This window comes from Psychroserpens sp. (assembly GCF_047633235.1).
In the GTDB taxonomy this organism is placed as follows: domain Bacteria; phylum Bacteroidota; class Bacteroidia; order Flavobacteriales; family Flavobacteriaceae; genus Psychroserpens.
Genome location: NZ_JBLIET010000015.1, coordinates 15,457 through 33,437, shown reverse-complemented (window position 1 = coordinate 33,437; position 17,981 = coordinate 15,457). Strand labels below are relative to the sequence as shown.

Below are 17,981 nucleotides of genomic sequence, written 5' to 3'. Positions count from 1 at the left end.
ACAATTAAATCTTTTAAAATGAAATTAAAACAGATATTAGTTTTGGCTATTATTACTGCCTTTGTGTTCTCGTGTGATGAGAGTAAAAAAGGAGAAATGGCAGAGGCTGAAAAAGTAGAAAAAACTGAAAACTTTGACTTCAATGTCGAGCAATTTGCGGATATTAAAGTGTTGCGATACCAAATTCCAGGATGGGAGGATTTGACGCTCAAAGAGCAAAAACTAGCGTATTATCTAACACAAGCTGGTTTGTCTGGGCGTGATATTATGTGGGATCAAAATTATAGATATAATTTAAAAATTAGAAAGGCTTTAGAGAATGTATACGCTAATTATAGTGGTGATAAAAATACAGAAGATTGGAATGCCTTTGAAACCTATTTAAAACGTGTTTGGTTTTCTAACGGCATTCATCATCATTATTCAAATGCCAAACTACAACCTGAATTTTCTGCGGAATATTTAAGTCAATTATTAGTTGCTACAAACACAACTTTAGAAGGTGAGGCTTTTGATGTTATGTTCAATGATAAAGATGCTAAGAAAGTGAATCTCACTAAAGATGTTGATAATGTGTTATTATCTGCTATCAATTTTTACGGTCCAGATGTGACTACTGCTGATGTAGAAAATTTCTATACAAATAAAGTGTCTCCAAATCCAGATAAACCGTTATCATTTGGTTTAAACTCGCAATTGATTAAAGAAGAGGGTGTTCTTAAAGAGCGTGTTTATAAGTCTGGCGGATTATACGGAAGCGCTATTGATGAAATTGTTAAATGGTTAGAATTAGCTCAGGATGTTGCAGAAAATAAAACACAAGGCGATGCGCTTGGCTTATTAATTCAATACTATAAAACTGGTGATCTTCAAACTTGGGACGATTATAACGTTGCTTGGACGGCTGCAACAGACGGAAATATCGATTATATTAATAGCTTTATTGAAGTTTATAACGATCCAGCGGGTTACAGAGGTTCTTATGAAACGATTGTGCAAATTAAAGATTTTGATATGTCTGCAAAGATGTCAGTTTTGTCTGAAAACGCGCAGTGGTTTGAAGATAATTCACCTTTAATGGATGAACATAAAAAAGATAGTGTCGTTGGGGTGACTTATAAGGTTGTCAATGTCGCGGGAGAAGCGGGAGATGCTTCACCAAGTACTCCTATTGGTGTTAACTTACCAAATGCAAACTGGATTCGTGCTTCTGTAGGGAGCAAGTCTGTCTCTTTAGGGAATATTATTCACGCTTATAACAATGCAGGAAGTACAGGTCGTTTAAAAGAATTTGTAAATGACGAAGAAGAATATGAGTTAGAAGAACAATATGGTCAAGTAGCAGATAAATTACATACAGCACTTCATGAAGTCATTGGTCATGCGTCTGGACAATTAAATCCTGGAGTTGGAGAAACTAAGGAAACACTTAAAAAGTACGCGTCTACTTTAGAGGAAGGTCGTGCAGATTTAGTGGGATTGTACTATTTGTATAACCCTAAAATACAAGAACTAGGATTAGTTGATGATTGGAAATCTGTTGGTAAAGCGGCTTATGATGGTTATATTAGAAACGGATTAATGACACAGTTAATTAGATTGAATTTAGGAGATGATGTAGAAGAAGCACATATGGTTAATAGACAATGGGTTTCGGCTTGGGCTTATAAAAACGGACAGGCAGACAATGTCATTGAAAAAGTGACCAGAGACGGTAAAACGTATTTCAATATTAATGATTATGAAAAACTACATGCGTTATTTGGTCAATTACTAAGAGAAACGCAACGTATCAAATCAGAAGGTGACTATAAAGCAGTAGAAGATTTGGTTGAAGGTTACGGTGTAAAAGTAGATCAAGCGATCCATGCTGAAGTTTTAGAACGTAATGCCCAATTTACAGGCGCTCCATATAGTGGGTTTGTAAACCCAGTTCTCGTTGCAGAGAAAGATGATAACGGGGAAATTACTGGAGTTAAAGTACAGCAACCTAATTCATTTGAAGGGCAAATGATGAGATACAGTAAGGACTATGGTTTTCTTCCTTCGGAAAATTAAAATAGTTAAATTTAGTAGCAACAAAAAAAGGATGTAATGAAAATTACATCCTTTTTTTATTGCTACTAAATTTAGTGTTATGAGCCAGTAATGTCATCATTGTTTGAAATAGTAATCGTTCGTTAAATGACAAAAAAGAAAACTATTTTAAAGTGAATTCTAAATACGTAAAAAGGATTTAATTGTTGCTTTGTTAAACAAATACAAACTTAATAGCAGCAATCATAAGTATGAAACCAATAAAAGCAATCAATACCCAAACACTACCTTTGTAGTACTTTTTGTGTAAATTAAGATCTTTTTTGTAAGCAAAGAACATGACTACAGCAAAAACCAATGCAAATAAAATTGCGAAAATCAATTGACCAGAACTAAACATATTGCTATTTTTATGTAAAAATAATTAAACCTTAAGGACAAAGTTTGATTTTGAATGTGAAAGTTTTTATAATTATAGATAAATTGTTGTTTATGAATTATTTAGGACAATTATACCATTTTAGATCAGATAACAATAACAAGATTTCCGTTTTTACGGAAATGAAAAATAATTTTCATGAAGAATAAAATAGAAGCTGTAAAAGCATTTCATACCGCATTTAAAATTGGTTATCGCGAAACTCCTAAAGCAGATTTAGGTGCAGATAAAAATATGTTGCGTTATAAATTAATGCGTGAAGAAAACGAAGAATATCTAGAAGCAGCAAAGGATAACGATCTCGTTGAAGTGGCTGATGCGCTAGGTGATATGCTTTATATTCTTTGCGGAACAATTATAGAGCACGGTTTACAACATAAAATAGAAGAAGTGTTTGACGAAATTCAACGCAGCAACATGAGTAAGCTCGGTGACGATGGTGAACCCATTTATAGAGAAGACGGTAAAGTTTTAAAGGGACCAAACTATTTTAAACCGCATATCGAGGCAATTTTAAAGTCATAAAAAAAAGAGCCATTTGGCTCTTTTTTTGTTTTTTATTTCACTTCGTATCTCCATCCGTTTTTATCCTCAGAGAGGTTATGTTGGATACTCATCATCTTATTTTTTAAGATGCTAGAGTAGGAGTGATCTTCAATTTGAGGAAGTTCATAATAGGTGTCTTTATATTCAAATCCTTCAATTGGGCTAATTACAGCCGCAGTTCCTGCTCCAAATATTTCTTGTAATGTTCCGTTTTTTGAAGCCTCTACAATTTCGGAAACTTTAATCTGTCTTACTTCAATTGGAATATTATTGTCTTCTGCTAGTTGGATTAAACTCTTACGAGTTACGCCATCTAATATACGGTCACTTATTGGTGCGGTAATTAACGTATCATTTATTCTAAAAAAGACATTCATAGTTCCTGCCTCCTCTAAGAAGGTATGTGTGTCTGCATCGGTCCAAATGACTTGTTGGTATCCCTTTTTTTGTGCTAAACTCGTTGGGTAAAACTGTGCTGCATAATTACCCGCAGCTTTAGCAAAACCCACACCGCCGTTTGCAGAACGACTAAACTCTTCTGCAATAAGGACCTTAACGGTTCCTTTATAGTATGCTTTTGCAGGAGAACAAATAATCATAAACCTGTAGCTATCTGAAGGTGCTGCTGCAATAGCAGAATCTATAGCAATAGCAAACGGTCTTAAATATAAAGAGTTGCCCATTCCTGGCTTAACCCAATCTCTATCAAGGTTAACTAAAGTTGTTAATCCATCAAAAAAGTAGTTCTCAGGAAACTCTGGCATTGCCAATCTCGCACATGATTTATTAATACGCTTGAAGTTTTGATCAGGTCTAAATAAAAAGACATCACCTTTATCATCCTTATAAGCTTTCATACCTTCAAAGACCGCTTGCCCATAATGAAACACACGAGCAGAGGGATCCATTGTCATAGCCTGATATGGCATAATCTTTGGCTGTTGCCATTTCCCATCAACAAAATCACAAATAAACATGTGATCTGTAAATGTTCTTCCAAAGGTTAAATTGTCAAAGTCAACAGTATTAATTTTTGATGTTTTAGCTTTCTCTATGTGTAAGTTACTAGTATAATTATTTGACATTTTGGTGTATTGTTTTGTTCTGCAAAAATACATATTTAACGTGGGTTATAAAACATAATGTTTTCCAAAAAAATGCGTAACTTTGATATCCATATATTGAAAACAAATTAGCAAAATGAAACATATTTTAACCATTGCATTAGCAGTTGTAGTACTAGTCTCGTGTAAAGAAGACAAGAATGTTGGCAACGAGATAGCGACATTAGAAACCGAAACTGTATCGCAATTTCAAGATATTGCCTACGAATCTTTTGGTAAGAAAATCACATTGTCAGATGCAATTACCGCTAAACGTATGGCAGTACATTATGCTAGTATGACACTAGGAGACTCAATAGATGCAAAAATGATTGCTAAAGTTGAAGAGGTGTGTCAATCTAAAGGATGCTGGATGAAATTAGACTTGCCAGATGGAGAACAAGTCATGGTTAAATTTAAAGACTATGGTTTTTTCATGCCAAAAGATATTTCTGGAAAAGAGGTTATTATTAACGGTAAAGCCTATGTAAACGAAGTGCCAGTAGATGAACAACGTCATTATGCAGAAGATGGTGGAGCAACACCAGAAGAAATCGCCAAAATAACAGAAACTAAAAAAACATATTCATTTTTAGCAGATGGTGTTTTACTCAACGTAAAATAATTTGCAGCGCAGTATAATTACCACAGCAGATGGCTCAAAAACCATTCAAATAAAAGAGTGGAATGAGCAATATCATTCTGTTCATGGCGCAATACAAGAAGCAAATCATGTGTATATAAAACATGGTTTGCTTTTTTTTTATACGGAAAAATTGAAACAACTACAATCTGAAATTTCAATTTTAGAAATTGGCTTTGGTACAGGTTTAAATGCCTTACTCACTCAATTAAAGGCTGAAGAATTATCGCAATCCGTCAATTATGTCGGCGTAGAAGCTTTTCCTATTTCTTCGGAGGAATTAGAACAGCTCAATTATACTTCAGAGTTAGAGGTGCCTTCCGAAAAGCTCAAACAACTCCATAGCTGCTCTTGGGAGGAAGAACATCAAATTTCAGAAGTATTTAAACTCAAAAAGCAACAACAGTTTTTTAAAGATATTTCCGTAGAAAACATGTTTGATGTTATTTATTTCGATGCTTTTGGAGCACGTGTTCAGCCAGAACTTTGGACCGAAGATATTTTTAAGATTATGTATAAAGCATTAAAGCAAAACGGAGTATTAACAACTTATGCTGCTATTGGTAGTGTTCGTCGTATTCTTATTGCTTTAGGTTTTGAAGTAGAACGCCTTGATGGCCCTCCAGGAAAACGACACATGTTAAGAGCTGTTAAACGTTAAACCCTTATTAAAATTTTGAGTCTTGATAGTAGCATTTCGTAAATTTACACAACTATGAAAACAGTTTTAATTACAGGTGCAACTGGATTAATTGGTCAAGAAATTGTAAAAATTTGCCATGATCAAAATATGAATGTTCACTATCTCACAACGTCTAAAAATAAACTCACCACTACTGATAATTATAAAGGTTTCTACTGGAATCCAGATACAAAAGAAATAGATATATTCTGTTTTGAGGGTGTCGACACTATCATTAATCTCGTAGGAGCCTCAATTTCTAAACGCTGGACAGATAGTTATAAAAAGGAAATAATTACGAGTAGAACAGAAACTGCTCAGTTATTATTGGACACGATTAAATTAAATAACTTTCCTATTAAACAAATCGTTTCTGCTAGTGCGATTGGTATTTATCCAAATTCAGTGACTAATTACTATGAAGAGGATGAGCCAAGCGTTTCAGCTTCTTTTTTAGGGCAGGTCGTAGAGCAATGGGAAGCAATAGTTGATCAATTTGCATCTGCAGGTATACAGCTGGCTAAAATTAGAATAGGTCTCGTGCTTTCAACTAAAGGAGGTGCCTTGCCAGAGATAGCGAAACCTATTCGTTTGGGGTTAGGGGCAGCCTTTGGAAGTGGAGAGCAGTGGCAGTCTTGGATTCATATAAAGGATTTAGCCCGATTGTTTGTTTTTGCAGTTACAAATAATTTGGAAGGCACATACAATGGTGTTGCCCCAAATCCAGTTTCTAACTTAGAACTTACTAAAACAGTCGCAAAAACACTCCATAAACCACTTATTTTGCCAAATATTCCAAAATTTGCAATGAAACTCGTTTTAGGGGAAATGCATATTTTACTATTTGAGAGTCAAAGGGTGAGCGCCTCAAAAATCGAAGAGACCGGCTTTGATTTTGAATATCATCATCTAGAACCTGCACTATTAGATATTCTTAATTAAGTCTTACCGAACTAGTACTTTATCTAGAAATAGTTCTTAACAACCTTTTGACAATGGGGGACATTATTCCTGTTGCTTGAAATAATCTTTAGACAACTATATAAAGACAAATCTTTATTGTTAGTGCACGTAGTTAAAGTCTATAGACCTTCCAATTCATAACTTTATGATTGGGATAGAATTCCAAACGATTGGTATAAACTACTTCTTGAATCACAACATAGGGGCAAAGTAAAAAAAAATCTGATCAGACATATTTTAACACGAATAGTGTAATCGAGTCTTTATAAAACTTTTTTTAAAAAAATTTGTATTATTTAAAAATGTAAAGTATATTTGTCTTTTAGTAAAAATTATTTTACTTAATATAAAGTAAATTTGTCAATTATGAAAAAACAAAATTTTATAGAATGCGAAAGAAAAGGGTTAGAGAAACTTATTAATTTTAGATTGCCACATTACTTTTATTCAATAGGTATCGCTGTTTTAGGAGCTGCGATCGTCATGATGTTTATTAGAGCATTTGCTTTAGAAGGAGATCAAGAAGTCTTAAAGGTGATATTGCAAAGGGGTCTTTTAATTGGTATGTTGTTGATGTCTACAGCAAAAGATAAAGATGAAGATGAGATGGTTGTAAAATTAAGGATGCAATCTTATACTTATGCATTTGTTGCAGGTGTTGTATATGCTTTAATTATGCCGTTTGTTGATTATGGAGTGTCTAATGCGGTGGATTCTGGAGGTGAAGAATTTCATGATATTGGAGATTTTCAAGTCTTACTGTTCATGCTTATGATACAATTGCTATGTTTTCATACTTTAAAGCGTATGCGATAATGGAGAATACGATTAAAGTAGAACGGGCTATTTTGAGTTTAACGCAAGGTGATTTGGCTAAAAAAATTGGAGTATCTCGACAAACTATAAATTCTATTGAAGCTAATAGATATGTGCCGTCCACCGTTTTAGCACTTAAACTATCTGATGTCTTTGGAAAACCAGTAAATAATTTTTTTAAACTCTCAAGTGATGATTAGCTTAACACTATTTTTAGCACAAGTAATTATTCAATTTATTTTAATAATTCTATAAAGGATGTCATGCCTTTGGTAGCGGTATTTGTGATTACTGTAATTTGGTTAGTACTCCTGATGGTAGGTTTAGGATCTATGAAGTAAACCGGAGTCTTTCGCGATATATAATTCATTAATCCAGCTGCAGGATATACTTGCATTGAGGTTCCAATAATCAATAAGATATCTGCGGTTTCGCAAATGTTCATTGATTTTTCTATCATGGGCACATCTTCACCAAACCAGACAATATGTGGTCTTAGTTGATGGCCTTTTTTACACATATTACCTAATTTTAGATCACCAGTCCATGATTTAATATCGTTATGGTTCTTTGTGCTCCTTACTTTAAGTAATTCACCATGTAAGTGTATGACGGTACTACTGCCAGCACGTTCATGTAAATCATCAACATTTTGTGTGATTATTGTGACTTTATACTCGGCTTCTAGTGTGGCTAAATCAAAATGGGCCTTATTAGGTTTTACCTCATGTAATTGTTTCCGACGTTGATTATAAAAATCTAAAACAAGTTCAGGGTTTTGAGCAAAACCTTGAGGAGTGGCTACTTCCATTACGTCATGACCTTCCCAAAGTCCGTCAGCATCTCTAAAGGTATTAATTCCGCTTTCGGCACTTATCCCTGCGCCTGTTAATACAACAAGGTTTTTCATTTATTTATTTTTTTTCCAGTCTAAAAAGTTTTTAGACTTAGAATATTCTTTTAAAATATTCACACCATTTTCATCCTCTTCTTCAATATAATTTGAGAGTCCTTGTTTATCATAACCTTCTGCAATCATTGTATCAAGATAATGGGTAGTATCAATGTAATTCTTCATTACAATCAAGGTACTTAGGTAACCAACCTGACCTTCAAAGAAGTTAGGATAATTATTAATGGTATAGGTATATAAGTTGAGTGCTAAATCGTAATTTTTATCTTCAAATGCAATTCCAGCTTTCATAAAGTTTAAAAAGTCATCTTCAGTTTCATTTTGAAGTTGATTTATAACTTGTATAGCCTCAAAATATTCTTCTTTATAGAGATGATAATCTATCTTATTTAGTGCGATTGTTTGGTCATTTGGAAATGCATAAATCAAGTCATCTAGAGATTTTAAGTACTTATCTTCATCCAGTTGGCCTGCAATTAACACTTTAAATATGAGAATAAATTTTTCTTTTGAAAGTTCAGATTTCAAGCCATCTATAATTGTATAAGCCTTCTCGTAGTCACCATTTTTATTATATAAAATGGCTTTAAAAAGATCTTGAGATTCACTATTATTTGATGTTTTTTTGTTTTCTATAAGTGAATTTTCAGGAAGCGTATATTGTATAAGTCTACCCATAGTGCTGGTGAAATGCTCACCAGTTAAATAAATATATATATCTGAGAATTGTAGATTTCCATTGGTATTAAGAATCTTATAATCATGATAATTCATTCCAGATTCCGAAGAATAGAATCGGAAAAGGACATAATAAGTTTGCGTTTCATCATCGTAACGATAGTTGATGAAATCATAGTACGCACCATTTTCTACAGTCGCTATGATTTCATTTGGAAATGATTTTAATGCGATGTTTATTCCGGTTAAATATCCTTTAATAAAATCATCTTCACGATCTATTGTGGGATAATCAATGAGAACACGATTAAAGAATTCGGTTCTATTAAGTTTAGAAATAAAGGTATTTGTATCGCTATTATGAATAGAAGCCTCAATTAATTTTGCGAATTCTATTATTTTTTGAGAGTTTTTTTCAGTGAAGGATATTGTATCTTTCAGCGTTTTATTGACAACTTCTTGGGCGTACATCTTAAGATGACTTATGCTAAAGAATAAAAAAAGAAATAATAGATTTCTTGGTGTCATAGCATTTTTTTTCATAAATATACTAGTTTTTAATGATTGATATTAAACTTTTACTACATCTTGAAACTTTTTTAACTGATCGTCGCAAAGAAAAGTTTGTTAAAATACTGTCTCAACGAACTAAGCATTTTACGGTTGCTACAGAAGACGTTTACCAATTACACAACACAAGTGCTGTTATGCGCAGTTGTGATGTTTTTGGAATTCAAGAGTTACATATAATTGAAGAACAAAATTCTAAAGATATTGATCGTGAAATTGCGATGGGAGCTCAAAAATGGGTAGACCTTAAGCGGTATAATTCTGTAAACGACACGATTAAAGGTTTGAAAGCTAATGGCTATCAAATTGTAGCTACGACACCACATGAGAAGGATAGTGTTTTGTCAGAATTTGATGTTACTAAAAAATCATGTTTTTTCTTTGGAAGAGAGACAGAGGGACTCTCTCAAGAGGTTATAGACGAAGCAGATTGCTTCTTAAAAATACCAATGGTTGGCTTTACCGAGAGTTTAAATATTTCGGTATCTGCGGCAATTATTCTTCATGACGTAACTACTAAATTAAAAGCGAGTGATGTAGCTTGGCAACTTTCTGAAGAAGAGCAACTTGAAAAACGAATAGATTGGTGTAAGAAAACGATAAAGAGCTATGACCAAGTGATTGAACGCTTTTATGAAGAACAATAATTTATTGTGAAAATAAGTATGTCTCGAGAACAGATTTAAAATCTACCAGATTTGTTTCTGTTTAAAATTTTATACTCTTCATAGCATTCGCTAATAGCATCCAGCATTTGAAGATCATTAGCAGAGTTTATGAAGTCTTTAGAGTAATTACATTGATTCACAATTTCATCTAAATCAAATTTATCTACTTGTAATAAAACCGTTAACATTTCTCTGTCAAAACGAGAGGCAAGAAGGTTTCTAATCTCATCATCTTTCTTCATTTTTTTAAGCTTACGTAATTCGTTCGGCTTTTTTCCGAAGATATTATGCAAAAAATCTGCAGGATTAAAAATGGCACCTAAGACTTTATTTACTGCGTTAGGTTGTCTATTACCAGCTTCGTAACCTTTATTAGACAATCCAGAAATACTATAACGGTAGTTAGATTTGATAGGCACCTGCATCACGTCTATTTCTAAGTAACCCGTCAATTTTAATTGATTCACAACAACCTCTTCTAAAGCTAAGGCCAACTCAGTCATTCCAATTTTGGTCTCACCAAATTTAAGCCAGTCATTTGTGACTCTTACTTTAATAGATTTATAACCTAAATAAGATAAATGTAAGGTGTCATTAAGTTTCGCCTGAATTTCAAAATCACCTTCCTCATCCGAAGATGTTCCAATAACTTGATTAAGGTTAACAATATTCACACGATCAATAGGCTTGTCTGTAGTTAAATCGATGATAGTTCCTTTTACAGCAGTTTCAACCTCTTGAGCAAAACCAAAAGGAGTCACAGAAATAAATAATAAAAGTGTGATTATGTGTTTCATTATGTTAAAAATAGTAAACAAATTGCATACGGCTGTGCTACTCGTCGTAAATTTGACTAAATATTAACGTATTCTGTCTGGAGCGCGAAGTTTTTAGTAAATCTTGCTTAATTCATCGTAATTAGTGAGCCTACAATGGTGTTCGTAAGTAAGTTAAAAGCGATTCTTAATTTTCAATTAAAAGCCATAAACGAAGCACCGTAAATGCTCCTCTTATTAGTTTAAAATCAAAATTCCAAAACCTTCAGAAATACTTTAGGTTTTGGAATTTATTTTTATTGAGAATTTACTGCTTTAAAACAGTTTTTTAGTCTCTACGTCTAGAACGTCTTGGCCTATCAGCACTTGATGCACTTTCAGTACGCCTGGAAGGTCTCGACTCGCCTCCAGAAGGTCGTCTATCGCTTCTGCCAGATCCCCCTTCACTAGAACGTCTGTCGCTTCTGTTTCCAGAACCAGAATCACTGCGTCTTCCAGATGAGCGCTTGTCATCGTTACGTCTTCTGTTTCCACCACCAGATCCTCCAGAGCGTCCGCCACCGCTATCACGACGTCCACCGCGACTTCTTCCGCCACCGCCTTTGTCTTCGCTAACTTCTACATTTACAAAGCGTCCGTCATGCTTATAATCGGTGAAAAAGGCTAACACTTTCTCTTGACTTTCTTTTTCAGTATTAAAGAAAGAAAAACTCTCTTTGACATCTACTTTAAAGACATCATCACGACCTAACTCTAAAACATCTTTTAAGAAGTCTTTAAGTTTCATCCAATCGTAACCATCTTTTTGTCCAACGTTGATGAAGTAGCGTGATTCATTTGCACTTCCTCCGTAACCTCGTCCACCAGAATCTCCTCCTTCAGAATCTCTTGAAGAACTTGGAGCATTGAGTTTTTTAGATTTTTGGTAATAATTATAGAAACGCGTAAATTCAACAGAGAAGAATTTTTTAATCAATTCATCTTTATCTGTATCTACAAATAACTCATTAATACTCGTTAAGTATTTGTCAATTTCGGTATTCACTTCAGTATTATGAATCTTATTTGCGAGAGACATTAGTTGTACTTCGCAGATATCAATTCCGTCAGGAATTTCCTTTTTTTCAAATTCTTTCTTTATGATACGCTCAATACCTTTAATCTTACGCACTTCACTTTTAGAAACAATGACCATAGAGATACCGGTTTTACCAGCACGACCTGTACGTCCGGAACGGTGTGTATAAATTTCTGGTTCGTCAGGTAACTGGTAATTAATGACGTGTGTAATATCATCTACATCAATACCACGAGCAGCTACATCTGTAGCAACCAACATTTGTATTTGTTTGTTTCTAAACGATTTCATCACCAAATCACGTTGGTTCTGACTTAAATCTCCATGTAAAGCACCTGCACTATAACCATCTTCGATTAAGGTTTCGGCAACTTTTTGAGTATCACGTTTTGTACGACAAAATATCACAGAAAATATATCTGGATTGGCGTCACACAAACGTTTTAAAGCTTGGTAGCGGTCTCTTGCGTTAACTAAATAGTATTCGTGAGAGACTTGACTTGTACTTTCATTTTTATTTCCAACTGTAATTTCTATTGGATCATTCATGAAATCTTTTGCAATTCGAGAAACCTCTTTTGGCATCGTTGCAGAAAATAACCATGTATTTTTGTCTTTAGGTGTATGTGATAAGATGTCTGTAATATCTTCATAGAATCCCATGTTTAGCATCTCATCGGCTTCATCTAAAACGGCATATTCAATTTTAGATATGTCAACCATGTTTCTGCTAATCATATCTTTCATACGACCAGGAGTAGCTACAATAATTTGTGCACCACGTTTTACAGCTCTTGCTTGATCTTGGATACTAGCACCACCATAAATAGCTACAACATTTAAACCTTTACAATACTTTCCGTACAGTTTAATTTCATTGGTGATCTGTAAACAGAGCTCACGTGTAGGCGATAAAATCAAACCTTGTGTTGTACGACTGTCAACATTGATTTTTTCTAGCATCGGGAAACCAAATGCTGCTGTTTTTCCAGTTCCTGTTTGTGCTAAGGCAACAAGATCTGTATCTTTTTCTAATAAAATTGGAATTGCTTTTGCTTGTACATCACTAGGTGTTTCAAATCCTAAATCGGTAATAGCATGTAAAAGGTCTTCATTAAGACCGAGTTCTTGGAATGTGCTCATTCTGTTTGTTTTGTATTCGATTATGTCCTTTGGGTGTTACAAAAGAAGCGAATCGACATACTAAACACTTAAACTTCTAAGTAACACATCCTCACTCTGAGGAATTTATAAAAATCCAACACGTGGATTTTTCAAGTTGCAAAGATAGTCTTTTATTTGGATAATCAATACTGGTTTTTTCTTCGGAAATTTGCAGGGGTTTATTCAGGGGCTGCTTTTATTTATTTATTAAAGAAATGGTGAAGAGTTCTCAGTGTTTTAGAAATGTATCACAATTTTAACTTAGTTTATATCTTATAAAAAAAGATAGTTTTTGCTTTCTTCGCAGTGGTTTTGGAATCCACGTGAATGCACAAGAAGGAGCTCTAAACGGAAAAGATACAACAGCTGGTTAATAAAAAGTGCCTTAAATGATCCGGCTTATGGCTATTTTAAGAATTGTAAACTCGAATATTAAGAGAAATGAGCTTAGACCTAAAGTGTCGAAGTGATAAATAAAAATCCAGATTAGTGACAAATTTTTTATCGTTCGCGCCATGTGTTATGTTTGGTTACATATCTAATTTAGCAAAAACAAACCGAATTGTAAAACCGTAAGTATTTCGGCAAGTGGGTTGGAACGAACAATAAAAGATAAAGGATGTTGTCTTTAGTTTTTATTCAATTATAAATTCCCTCAATACTGGTAAAGCTTTATTATCAAAATCAAATATTGCTTGATTTTCCCAAGGGGAACCATCTATGGCTTGGTTTCCTTTCCAGGCAATTAATTCGGCTCCCCAATAACAAAACCCTATTCCATTCTCGACTTCTTTGGTTAGTACTTTAATTTGATTGACGAATTGTCTTTGACCTTCAATTGATCCTGGATATTAGGGCAAAATAAGCTGTTCATCTTAACCTATAATATTATTTATCCAATCATTCCGTTCGAGTGTAAATGGGTAGGCTGTTTCGGCAATCAGGATTTTTTTATTATAGATTGCACTTAAATATGTCATTTTAGTTTTGAGGTTATTTAAAGATTCCCCATACCATTTTGGATAATACGATAAGCTAATAATGTCATAATCTAAAACACTTACTTGGTTAAAAAATCAATTAGATTGTTCAATACCAGTAAAGTGTAAAATTACTTTGGTATCATTTGGATTTGCTCTTACTGCTGTAATTCCCATATCCAGTAATTCTTTAAATTGCTGAAAATTATTTGAAATATGTCCATGCGGATGAAGAAATCTGGAATTTATTTCATTACCAATCTGAATATAATCAGATTGTAATTCGTTCATGATTTTTTCAGTGTAATTATACACGCTGTCTTTCAATTGAGTAAAACTAATCCCTTTTCATTGCATTGGCTTTTCTTGATGAGCGGGATCTGCCCAAGTGTCAGAATAATGAAGAGTTAGCTAAGTTTTAAAACCATTAGTTTTTAAGGTTGGGGAAAACTGTTTTACTTCATTAAATCCAGAGTGTTCATTAATCGGTTTTACCCAAAGTTTCAATCTGACGGTATTTATTCCGTTTTCTTTGAGAATGTTTAGACCATTATTTTGATTTCCATTCACATCATAGAAAATTGGATTTGAATCCAATATTTCAGGATACCCTGAAATGTCAACAGCAGAAATAAATTTTAATTTCCCATTCTCTGGAATAAGTGAATGAGGATTGTCTTCATTACAAGAAATAAAAACTAGAAGAATTATAAAGACTTGGATTGTTCTATTCATTTTTCAAATGACAAGTAATGTGCTGGGATATCTAATGTTTCAATTGTCTATATCTATAGCTTGAGGAAGTTCTACTATTTTTTTGACAAAGGTGAGTTACAGATTATTCAAAAAATCAACTAATAATCGTACTGCTTTGCCTCGATGACCAATGGTGTTTTTTTCTTGTAAAGAGATTTCAGCAAATGTTTTATGATAACCTTTAGCTTTAAAAATCGGGTCATAGCCAAAACCTTGATCTCCATGTTTGGTTGCTGTGATGTCACCTTTACAAATGCCAGTAAATGTTTCTAGTTTGCTATTTAAATGAAGTGCGACCACTGTTTTAAATTGAGCATTTCTATTGGGTTTGTTTTTTAGATTGTTGAGTAATAAATCCATATTATCGTTTGCATCTCGTTGTGCGCCGGCATAACGTGCGCTAAAAACTCCTGGTTCGCCATTGAGCATTTCAACTTCTAAGCCTGTGTCATCTGCAAAGCAATCAAAACCATAATGTTTTTTAATGTATTCTGCTTTTTGGATGGCATTACCTTTAATAGTAAGTTGGGTTTCTGGGACGTCTTCAAAGCAGCCAATATCTTTAAGGCTTAAGAGTTCTATATGCTCAGGAATGAGTGATTGTAATTCTTTGAGTTTGTTGAGATTGTTTGTAGCAAAGACGAGTTTCATAGCGATAATTTTGATCAAAAATAGTTTATCTTTATTTTTTAATCTGTTATTTTTTAACTTAAAATTCAACTATTTACGCTAATCATCCAGCTTCTTTTCATTATTTTACAGTTATTGCTAGATATGTAATTGTGTTAGTAAACAGAGAATAGTAGAGCCAGAGGCTATAGGATTTAATAAATATTAACTATGAAAAAATTAAGCTTAATGATATTATTCACTTTGTTAATGGTGTCTTGTGCAGATGTAAAATATGCCGAAGATATTGTAGGAGAATGGGAATGTGTGAGTTGGATAGAGATGACTTCTTTAAATGATAAATGTGCAGATAATGCCTATTTCAGTTTTAATAAAGATAACACCTATACGTCAAAAGTTAGTGCTCAAGAGACCAAAGGCACTTACAAAATTGTGGATGGTATTTTATACTCTAATTCCGAGGGAAAATTAGAAATAGCTGTAGAAATCAACACGCTATCAAAAGATACATTATCATTTACCATGAGCCGCTCTGGCAATGCCGAAATTTTAACACTAGTAAAAAGTAAATAGTTCTTATTCCGAAGAAAATATTACCAATACTTTATGAGTTTTTTAGAAATAATATATTTGAATTTTCGTAAATTGAAGTATTGTAATTAATTTAAATATCAGAATAAATATGACTGTAAATTTTCAATACGTAGATGTCGATGTAAGTGAGAGTCTAAGCACTTTTACCGAAGAAAAATTGGATAAACTTTTTAATAGATATGAGTTTTTAATTAGCGCAACTGTAAGATTTAAAAGGGATAATAATAGTCATACAAAAGGAGAAATTTGTGATATTGAGTTGAGTTTGCCAGGGCCACGAATTTTTGCAACATCAGATGAAAGTAATTATGAAGTTGCCGTAAGAGAAACAATAAGTGATTTAGAAAGACAACTTAAAAAACGTAAAGAAGTTTATAAAACACATTGATTGGTTTAGAGTCACAGTGTCTAATTTTTATCGTGTCAAATAGTTGCCTTTTTAGTAAGAATTGAAAATTAATCACTGAAGACTTTTTTTAACAAACAATTAAGAACTGCGACCGAGATTAAAAACTGCAAACTTTTAAAACGTTTTAGTAGACACAGGAGTCGGATTACTAAAGAGTTTTTTTACCGATGATGATAAGGTTCATTCCTCAAAATCGTAAAACCTCTATATAATTGCTCAATCACAAATAAGCGAATCATTTGATGGGAAAATGTCATTTTAGATAATGACAGTTTCCCATTTGCTTTTTGATACACTTCTGGCGAAAACCCGTAAGGTCCACCAATCACAAAAACAAGCCGCTTGATACCAGAATTCATGTGTTTTTGTAAGTAGTTTGAAAATCCAACCGAGTCCAATTGTTTTCCGTTTTCATCCATTAAAATTAAAACATCAGTCGCATTGAGCTTATTTAAAATGAGTTCGCCTTCTTTCTGCTTCTGTTGCTCTTCACTAAGATTTTTCACTTTTTTTAAATCTAGAATAATTTCAAATTCAAATTTGATATAAAAACCTAAGCGCTTTTGATAGTCTTCAATAAGTGCTTGTAAATCTTTATTATCTGTTTTGCCTATGGCTAGTAGTTTGATTGTCATTTAAAGCAATTATTGGAACTTTGTGAATAAAAAATACCGTGCTGTTCAAAAAATAGATTTTTCTTTGTTATTTGGTACAAACGTTCTTTGAAATAAGACCAATCTTCATTTTTTAGTAATTCTTTTTCAAGTTTTGAATTGTAATGTTTAGTTATTAAATATTCACCATCTGATTTAATTATTACGACCCAATTACCTGTTATGTATGGCATGAATTTTCTTTTTAGAATTCCGCTATCGTCAATTCTGTTTAGTCCGTCATTCAAAGTTAAATCAGAAAAGTTAGAGTTTATTGTATGTACAGTTTTAGCATTAAATTTTTTTTTAATTCGTTCTATACATTTACTCCTTTTTGCTAGGTCTTTAGATTGGCTTTTCTCAACATCTACTTTTTTCAGCATTAAAATTCTTGAGTTTGTAACCATTTTACCGCTGTACTTAGAAATTACTTTCTTTTTGCTTATTGATGGATGAAAATTATAGGGATGAGATTTAATATAGTTTTTTACATAGCTTTCATAATTATGTAAAGTATCAATAATACTAATGATAATATATTGTTTTTCGTTTACTGAATGTGAGCTTCTACTTGAAATTAGTTGGTTTATTTGATCAAATTCTTTAGAAGACAATTGTCCAAATTTATTTCTAAGTGTAATTATTTTATATGTTAATGAATCTATTTTGTATGTTGAAACAAGGGTAGCTCTTAGTTTACTAAGATTTAAATATTCTTGTTTAGAAATTTGTTCGTTATTTTGATCTAAATGGATTATCAATTTAGACTCTTCTTGACTGTTTACGGAGAAAGTAAATAAGATTAAAAAAATATACTTCATAAACCTAGAACATGATTTTAGGCGAAATTAACACTTAATTACAAATATCGATAATCAATTTA

At 32.9% G+C, this 17,981-nt stretch carries 19 protein-coding genes and 1 pseudogene; 10 read left to right on the top strand and 10 right to left on the bottom strand.

Annotation, left to right across the window (positions count from 1 at the left end):
* Positions 1-18 precede the first annotated feature (18 nt).
* On the top strand, positions 19-2,058 hold the full coding sequence (locus ACJAZK_RS06730) for a dipeptidyl-peptidase 3 family protein (RefSeq protein WP_415223230.1): 2,040 nt from the start codon (positions 19-21) through the stop codon (positions 2,056-2,058).
* Between the two features lie 193 nt (positions 2,059-2,251).
* On the opposite strand, the gene ACJAZK_RS06725 is transcribed toward ACJAZK_RS06730, so the two are convergent.
* Positions 2,252-2,437 carry a hypothetical protein gene (locus ACJAZK_RS06725; protein ID WP_415223229.1) on the bottom strand — a complete coding sequence of 62 codons (186 nt, stop codon included), beginning with the start codon at positions 2,435-2,437 and terminating at the stop codon, positions 2,252-2,254.
* Positions 2,438-2,614: 177 nt separating this feature from the next.
* On the opposite strand from ACJAZK_RS06725, the gene ACJAZK_RS06720 reads away from it, so the two are divergent.
* Entirely contained in the window at positions 2,615-3,001 is a 387-nt protein-coding gene (locus ACJAZK_RS06720) for a hypothetical protein (RefSeq protein WP_415223228.1), read from the top strand.
* 32 nt (positions 3,002-3,033) lie between these two features.
* Here ACJAZK_RS06720 and ACJAZK_RS06715 read toward each other — a convergent pair whose 3' ends face one another.
* Entirely contained in the window at positions 3,034-4,107 is a 1,074-nt protein-coding gene (locus tag ACJAZK_RS06715) for a branched-chain amino acid aminotransferase (RefSeq protein WP_415223227.1), read from the bottom strand.
* Between the two features lie 115 nt (positions 4,108-4,222).
* Here ACJAZK_RS06715 and ACJAZK_RS06710 point away from each other — a divergent pair, with 115 nt between their 5' ends.
* From ACJAZK_RS06710 to ACJAZK_RS06690, 5 genes are all read left to right on the top strand, one after another.
* The gene (locus ACJAZK_RS06710) at positions 4,223-4,750 is read left to right on the top strand and encodes a DUF4920 domain-containing protein (RefSeq protein ID WP_415223226.1); all 528 of its coding nucleotides are present in this window, start codon (positions 4,223-4,225) and stop codon (positions 4,748-4,750) included.
* A 1-nt stretch (position 4,751) separates the two neighbouring features.
* On the top strand, positions 4,752-5,429 hold the full coding sequence (gene mnmD / locus ACJAZK_RS06705) for a tRNA (5-methylaminomethyl-2-thiouridine)(34)-methyltransferase MnmD (protein ID WP_415223225.1): 678 nt from the start codon (positions 4,752-4,754) through the stop codon (positions 5,427-5,429).
* A gap of 54 nt (positions 5,430-5,483) precedes the next feature.
* Positions 5,484-6,392, top strand: a complete 909-nt coding sequence (locus ACJAZK_RS06700) for a TIGR01777 family oxidoreductase (RefSeq protein ID WP_415223224.1) — start codon at positions 5,484-5,486, stop codon at positions 6,390-6,392.
* A gap of 387 nt (positions 6,393-6,779) precedes the next feature.
* Positions 6,780-7,229: a hypothetical protein gene (locus ACJAZK_RS06695; RefSeq protein WP_415223223.1), complete on the top strand. Its 450-nt coding sequence runs from the start codon at positions 6,780-6,782 to the stop codon at positions 7,227-7,229.
* Positions 7,229-7,429, top strand: a complete 201-nt coding sequence (locus ACJAZK_RS06690; RefSeq protein ID WP_028873657.1) for a helix-turn-helix transcriptional regulator — start codon at positions 7,229-7,231, stop codon at positions 7,427-7,429. Before ACJAZK_RS06695 ends, ACJAZK_RS06690 begins: the two co-directional genes overlap by 1 nt.
* Positions 7,430-7,464: 35 nt before the next feature.
* On the opposite strand, the gene ACJAZK_RS06685 is transcribed toward ACJAZK_RS06690, so the two are convergent.
* Together ACJAZK_RS06685 and ACJAZK_RS06680 are read right to left on the bottom strand one after the other, a co-directional pair.
* Positions 7,465-8,139, bottom strand: a complete 675-nt coding sequence (locus tag ACJAZK_RS06685; RefSeq protein ID WP_415223222.1) for an SIR2 family NAD-dependent protein deacylase — start codon at positions 8,137-8,139, stop codon at positions 7,465-7,467.
* Positions 8,140-9,363: a tetratricopeptide repeat protein gene (locus ACJAZK_RS06680; RefSeq protein WP_415223221.1), complete on the bottom strand. Its 1,224-nt coding sequence runs from the start codon at positions 9,361-9,363 to the stop codon at positions 8,140-8,142.
* A 17-nt stretch (positions 9,364-9,380) separates the two neighbouring features.
* Here ACJAZK_RS06680 and ACJAZK_RS06675 point away from each other — a divergent pair, with 17 nt between their 5' ends.
* Positions 9,381-10,037, top strand: a complete 657-nt coding sequence (locus ACJAZK_RS06675; protein WP_415223220.1) for a TrmH family RNA methyltransferase — start codon at positions 9,381-9,383, stop codon at positions 10,035-10,037.
* 35 nt (positions 10,038-10,072) lie between these two features.
* Here ACJAZK_RS06675 and ACJAZK_RS06670 read toward each other — a convergent pair whose 3' ends face one another.
* From ACJAZK_RS06670 to ACJAZK_RS06655, 4 genes and pseudogenes are all read right to left on the bottom strand, one after another.
* Positions 10,073-10,855: a carboxypeptidase-like regulatory domain-containing protein gene (locus tag ACJAZK_RS06670; protein ID WP_415223219.1), complete on the bottom strand. Its 783-nt coding sequence runs from the start codon at positions 10,853-10,855 to the stop codon at positions 10,073-10,075.
* A 307-nt stretch (positions 10,856-11,162) separates the two neighbouring features.
* Complete coding sequence (locus ACJAZK_RS06665; RefSeq protein WP_415223218.1) at positions 11,163-13,055, bottom strand: DEAD/DEAH box helicase; 1,893 nt, start codon at positions 13,053-13,055, stop codon at positions 11,163-11,165.
* 656 nt (positions 13,056-13,711) lie between these two features.
* Positions 13,712-14,791 (bottom strand): annotated as a pseudogene (locus ACJAZK_RS06660) (arabinogalactan endo-beta-1,4-galactanase).
* Positions 14,792-14,887: 96 nt separating this feature from the next.
* On the bottom strand, positions 14,888-15,463 hold the full coding sequence (locus ACJAZK_RS06655) for a non-canonical purine NTP diphosphatase (protein ID WP_415223217.1): 576 nt from the start codon (positions 15,461-15,463) through the stop codon (positions 14,888-14,890).
* A 189-nt stretch (positions 15,464-15,652) separates the two neighbouring features.
* Between ACJAZK_RS06655 and ACJAZK_RS06650 the strand changes: the two genes are divergently transcribed.
* Entirely contained in the window at positions 15,653-16,015 is a 363-nt protein-coding gene (locus ACJAZK_RS06650; protein WP_415223216.1) for a lipocalin family protein, read from the top strand.
* Positions 16,016-16,124: 109 nt separating this feature from the next.
* Complete coding sequence (gene hpf, locus ACJAZK_RS06645) at positions 16,125-16,424, top strand: ribosome hibernation-promoting factor, HPF/YfiA family (protein ID WP_415223215.1); 300 nt, start codon at positions 16,125-16,127, stop codon at positions 16,422-16,424.
* Positions 16,425-16,606: 182 nt separating this feature from the next.
* Here the strand turns inward: hpf and rlmH are convergent, their stop codons facing one another.
* Together rlmH and ACJAZK_RS06635 are read right to left on the bottom strand one after the other, a co-directional pair.
* Positions 16,607-17,080, bottom strand: coding sequence for a 23S rRNA (pseudouridine(1915)-N(3))-methyltransferase RlmH (gene rlmH / locus ACJAZK_RS06640; protein WP_415223214.1), 474 nt, complete (start codon positions 17,078-17,080; stop codon positions 16,607-16,609).
* Positions 17,077-17,919 carry a hypothetical protein gene (locus ACJAZK_RS06635; RefSeq protein ID WP_415223213.1) on the bottom strand — a complete coding sequence of 281 codons (843 nt, stop codon included), beginning with the start codon at positions 17,917-17,919 and terminating at the stop codon, positions 17,077-17,079. Before ACJAZK_RS06635 ends, rlmH begins: the two co-directional genes overlap by 4 nt.
* Between the last annotated feature and the right edge of the window lie 62 nt (positions 17,920-17,981).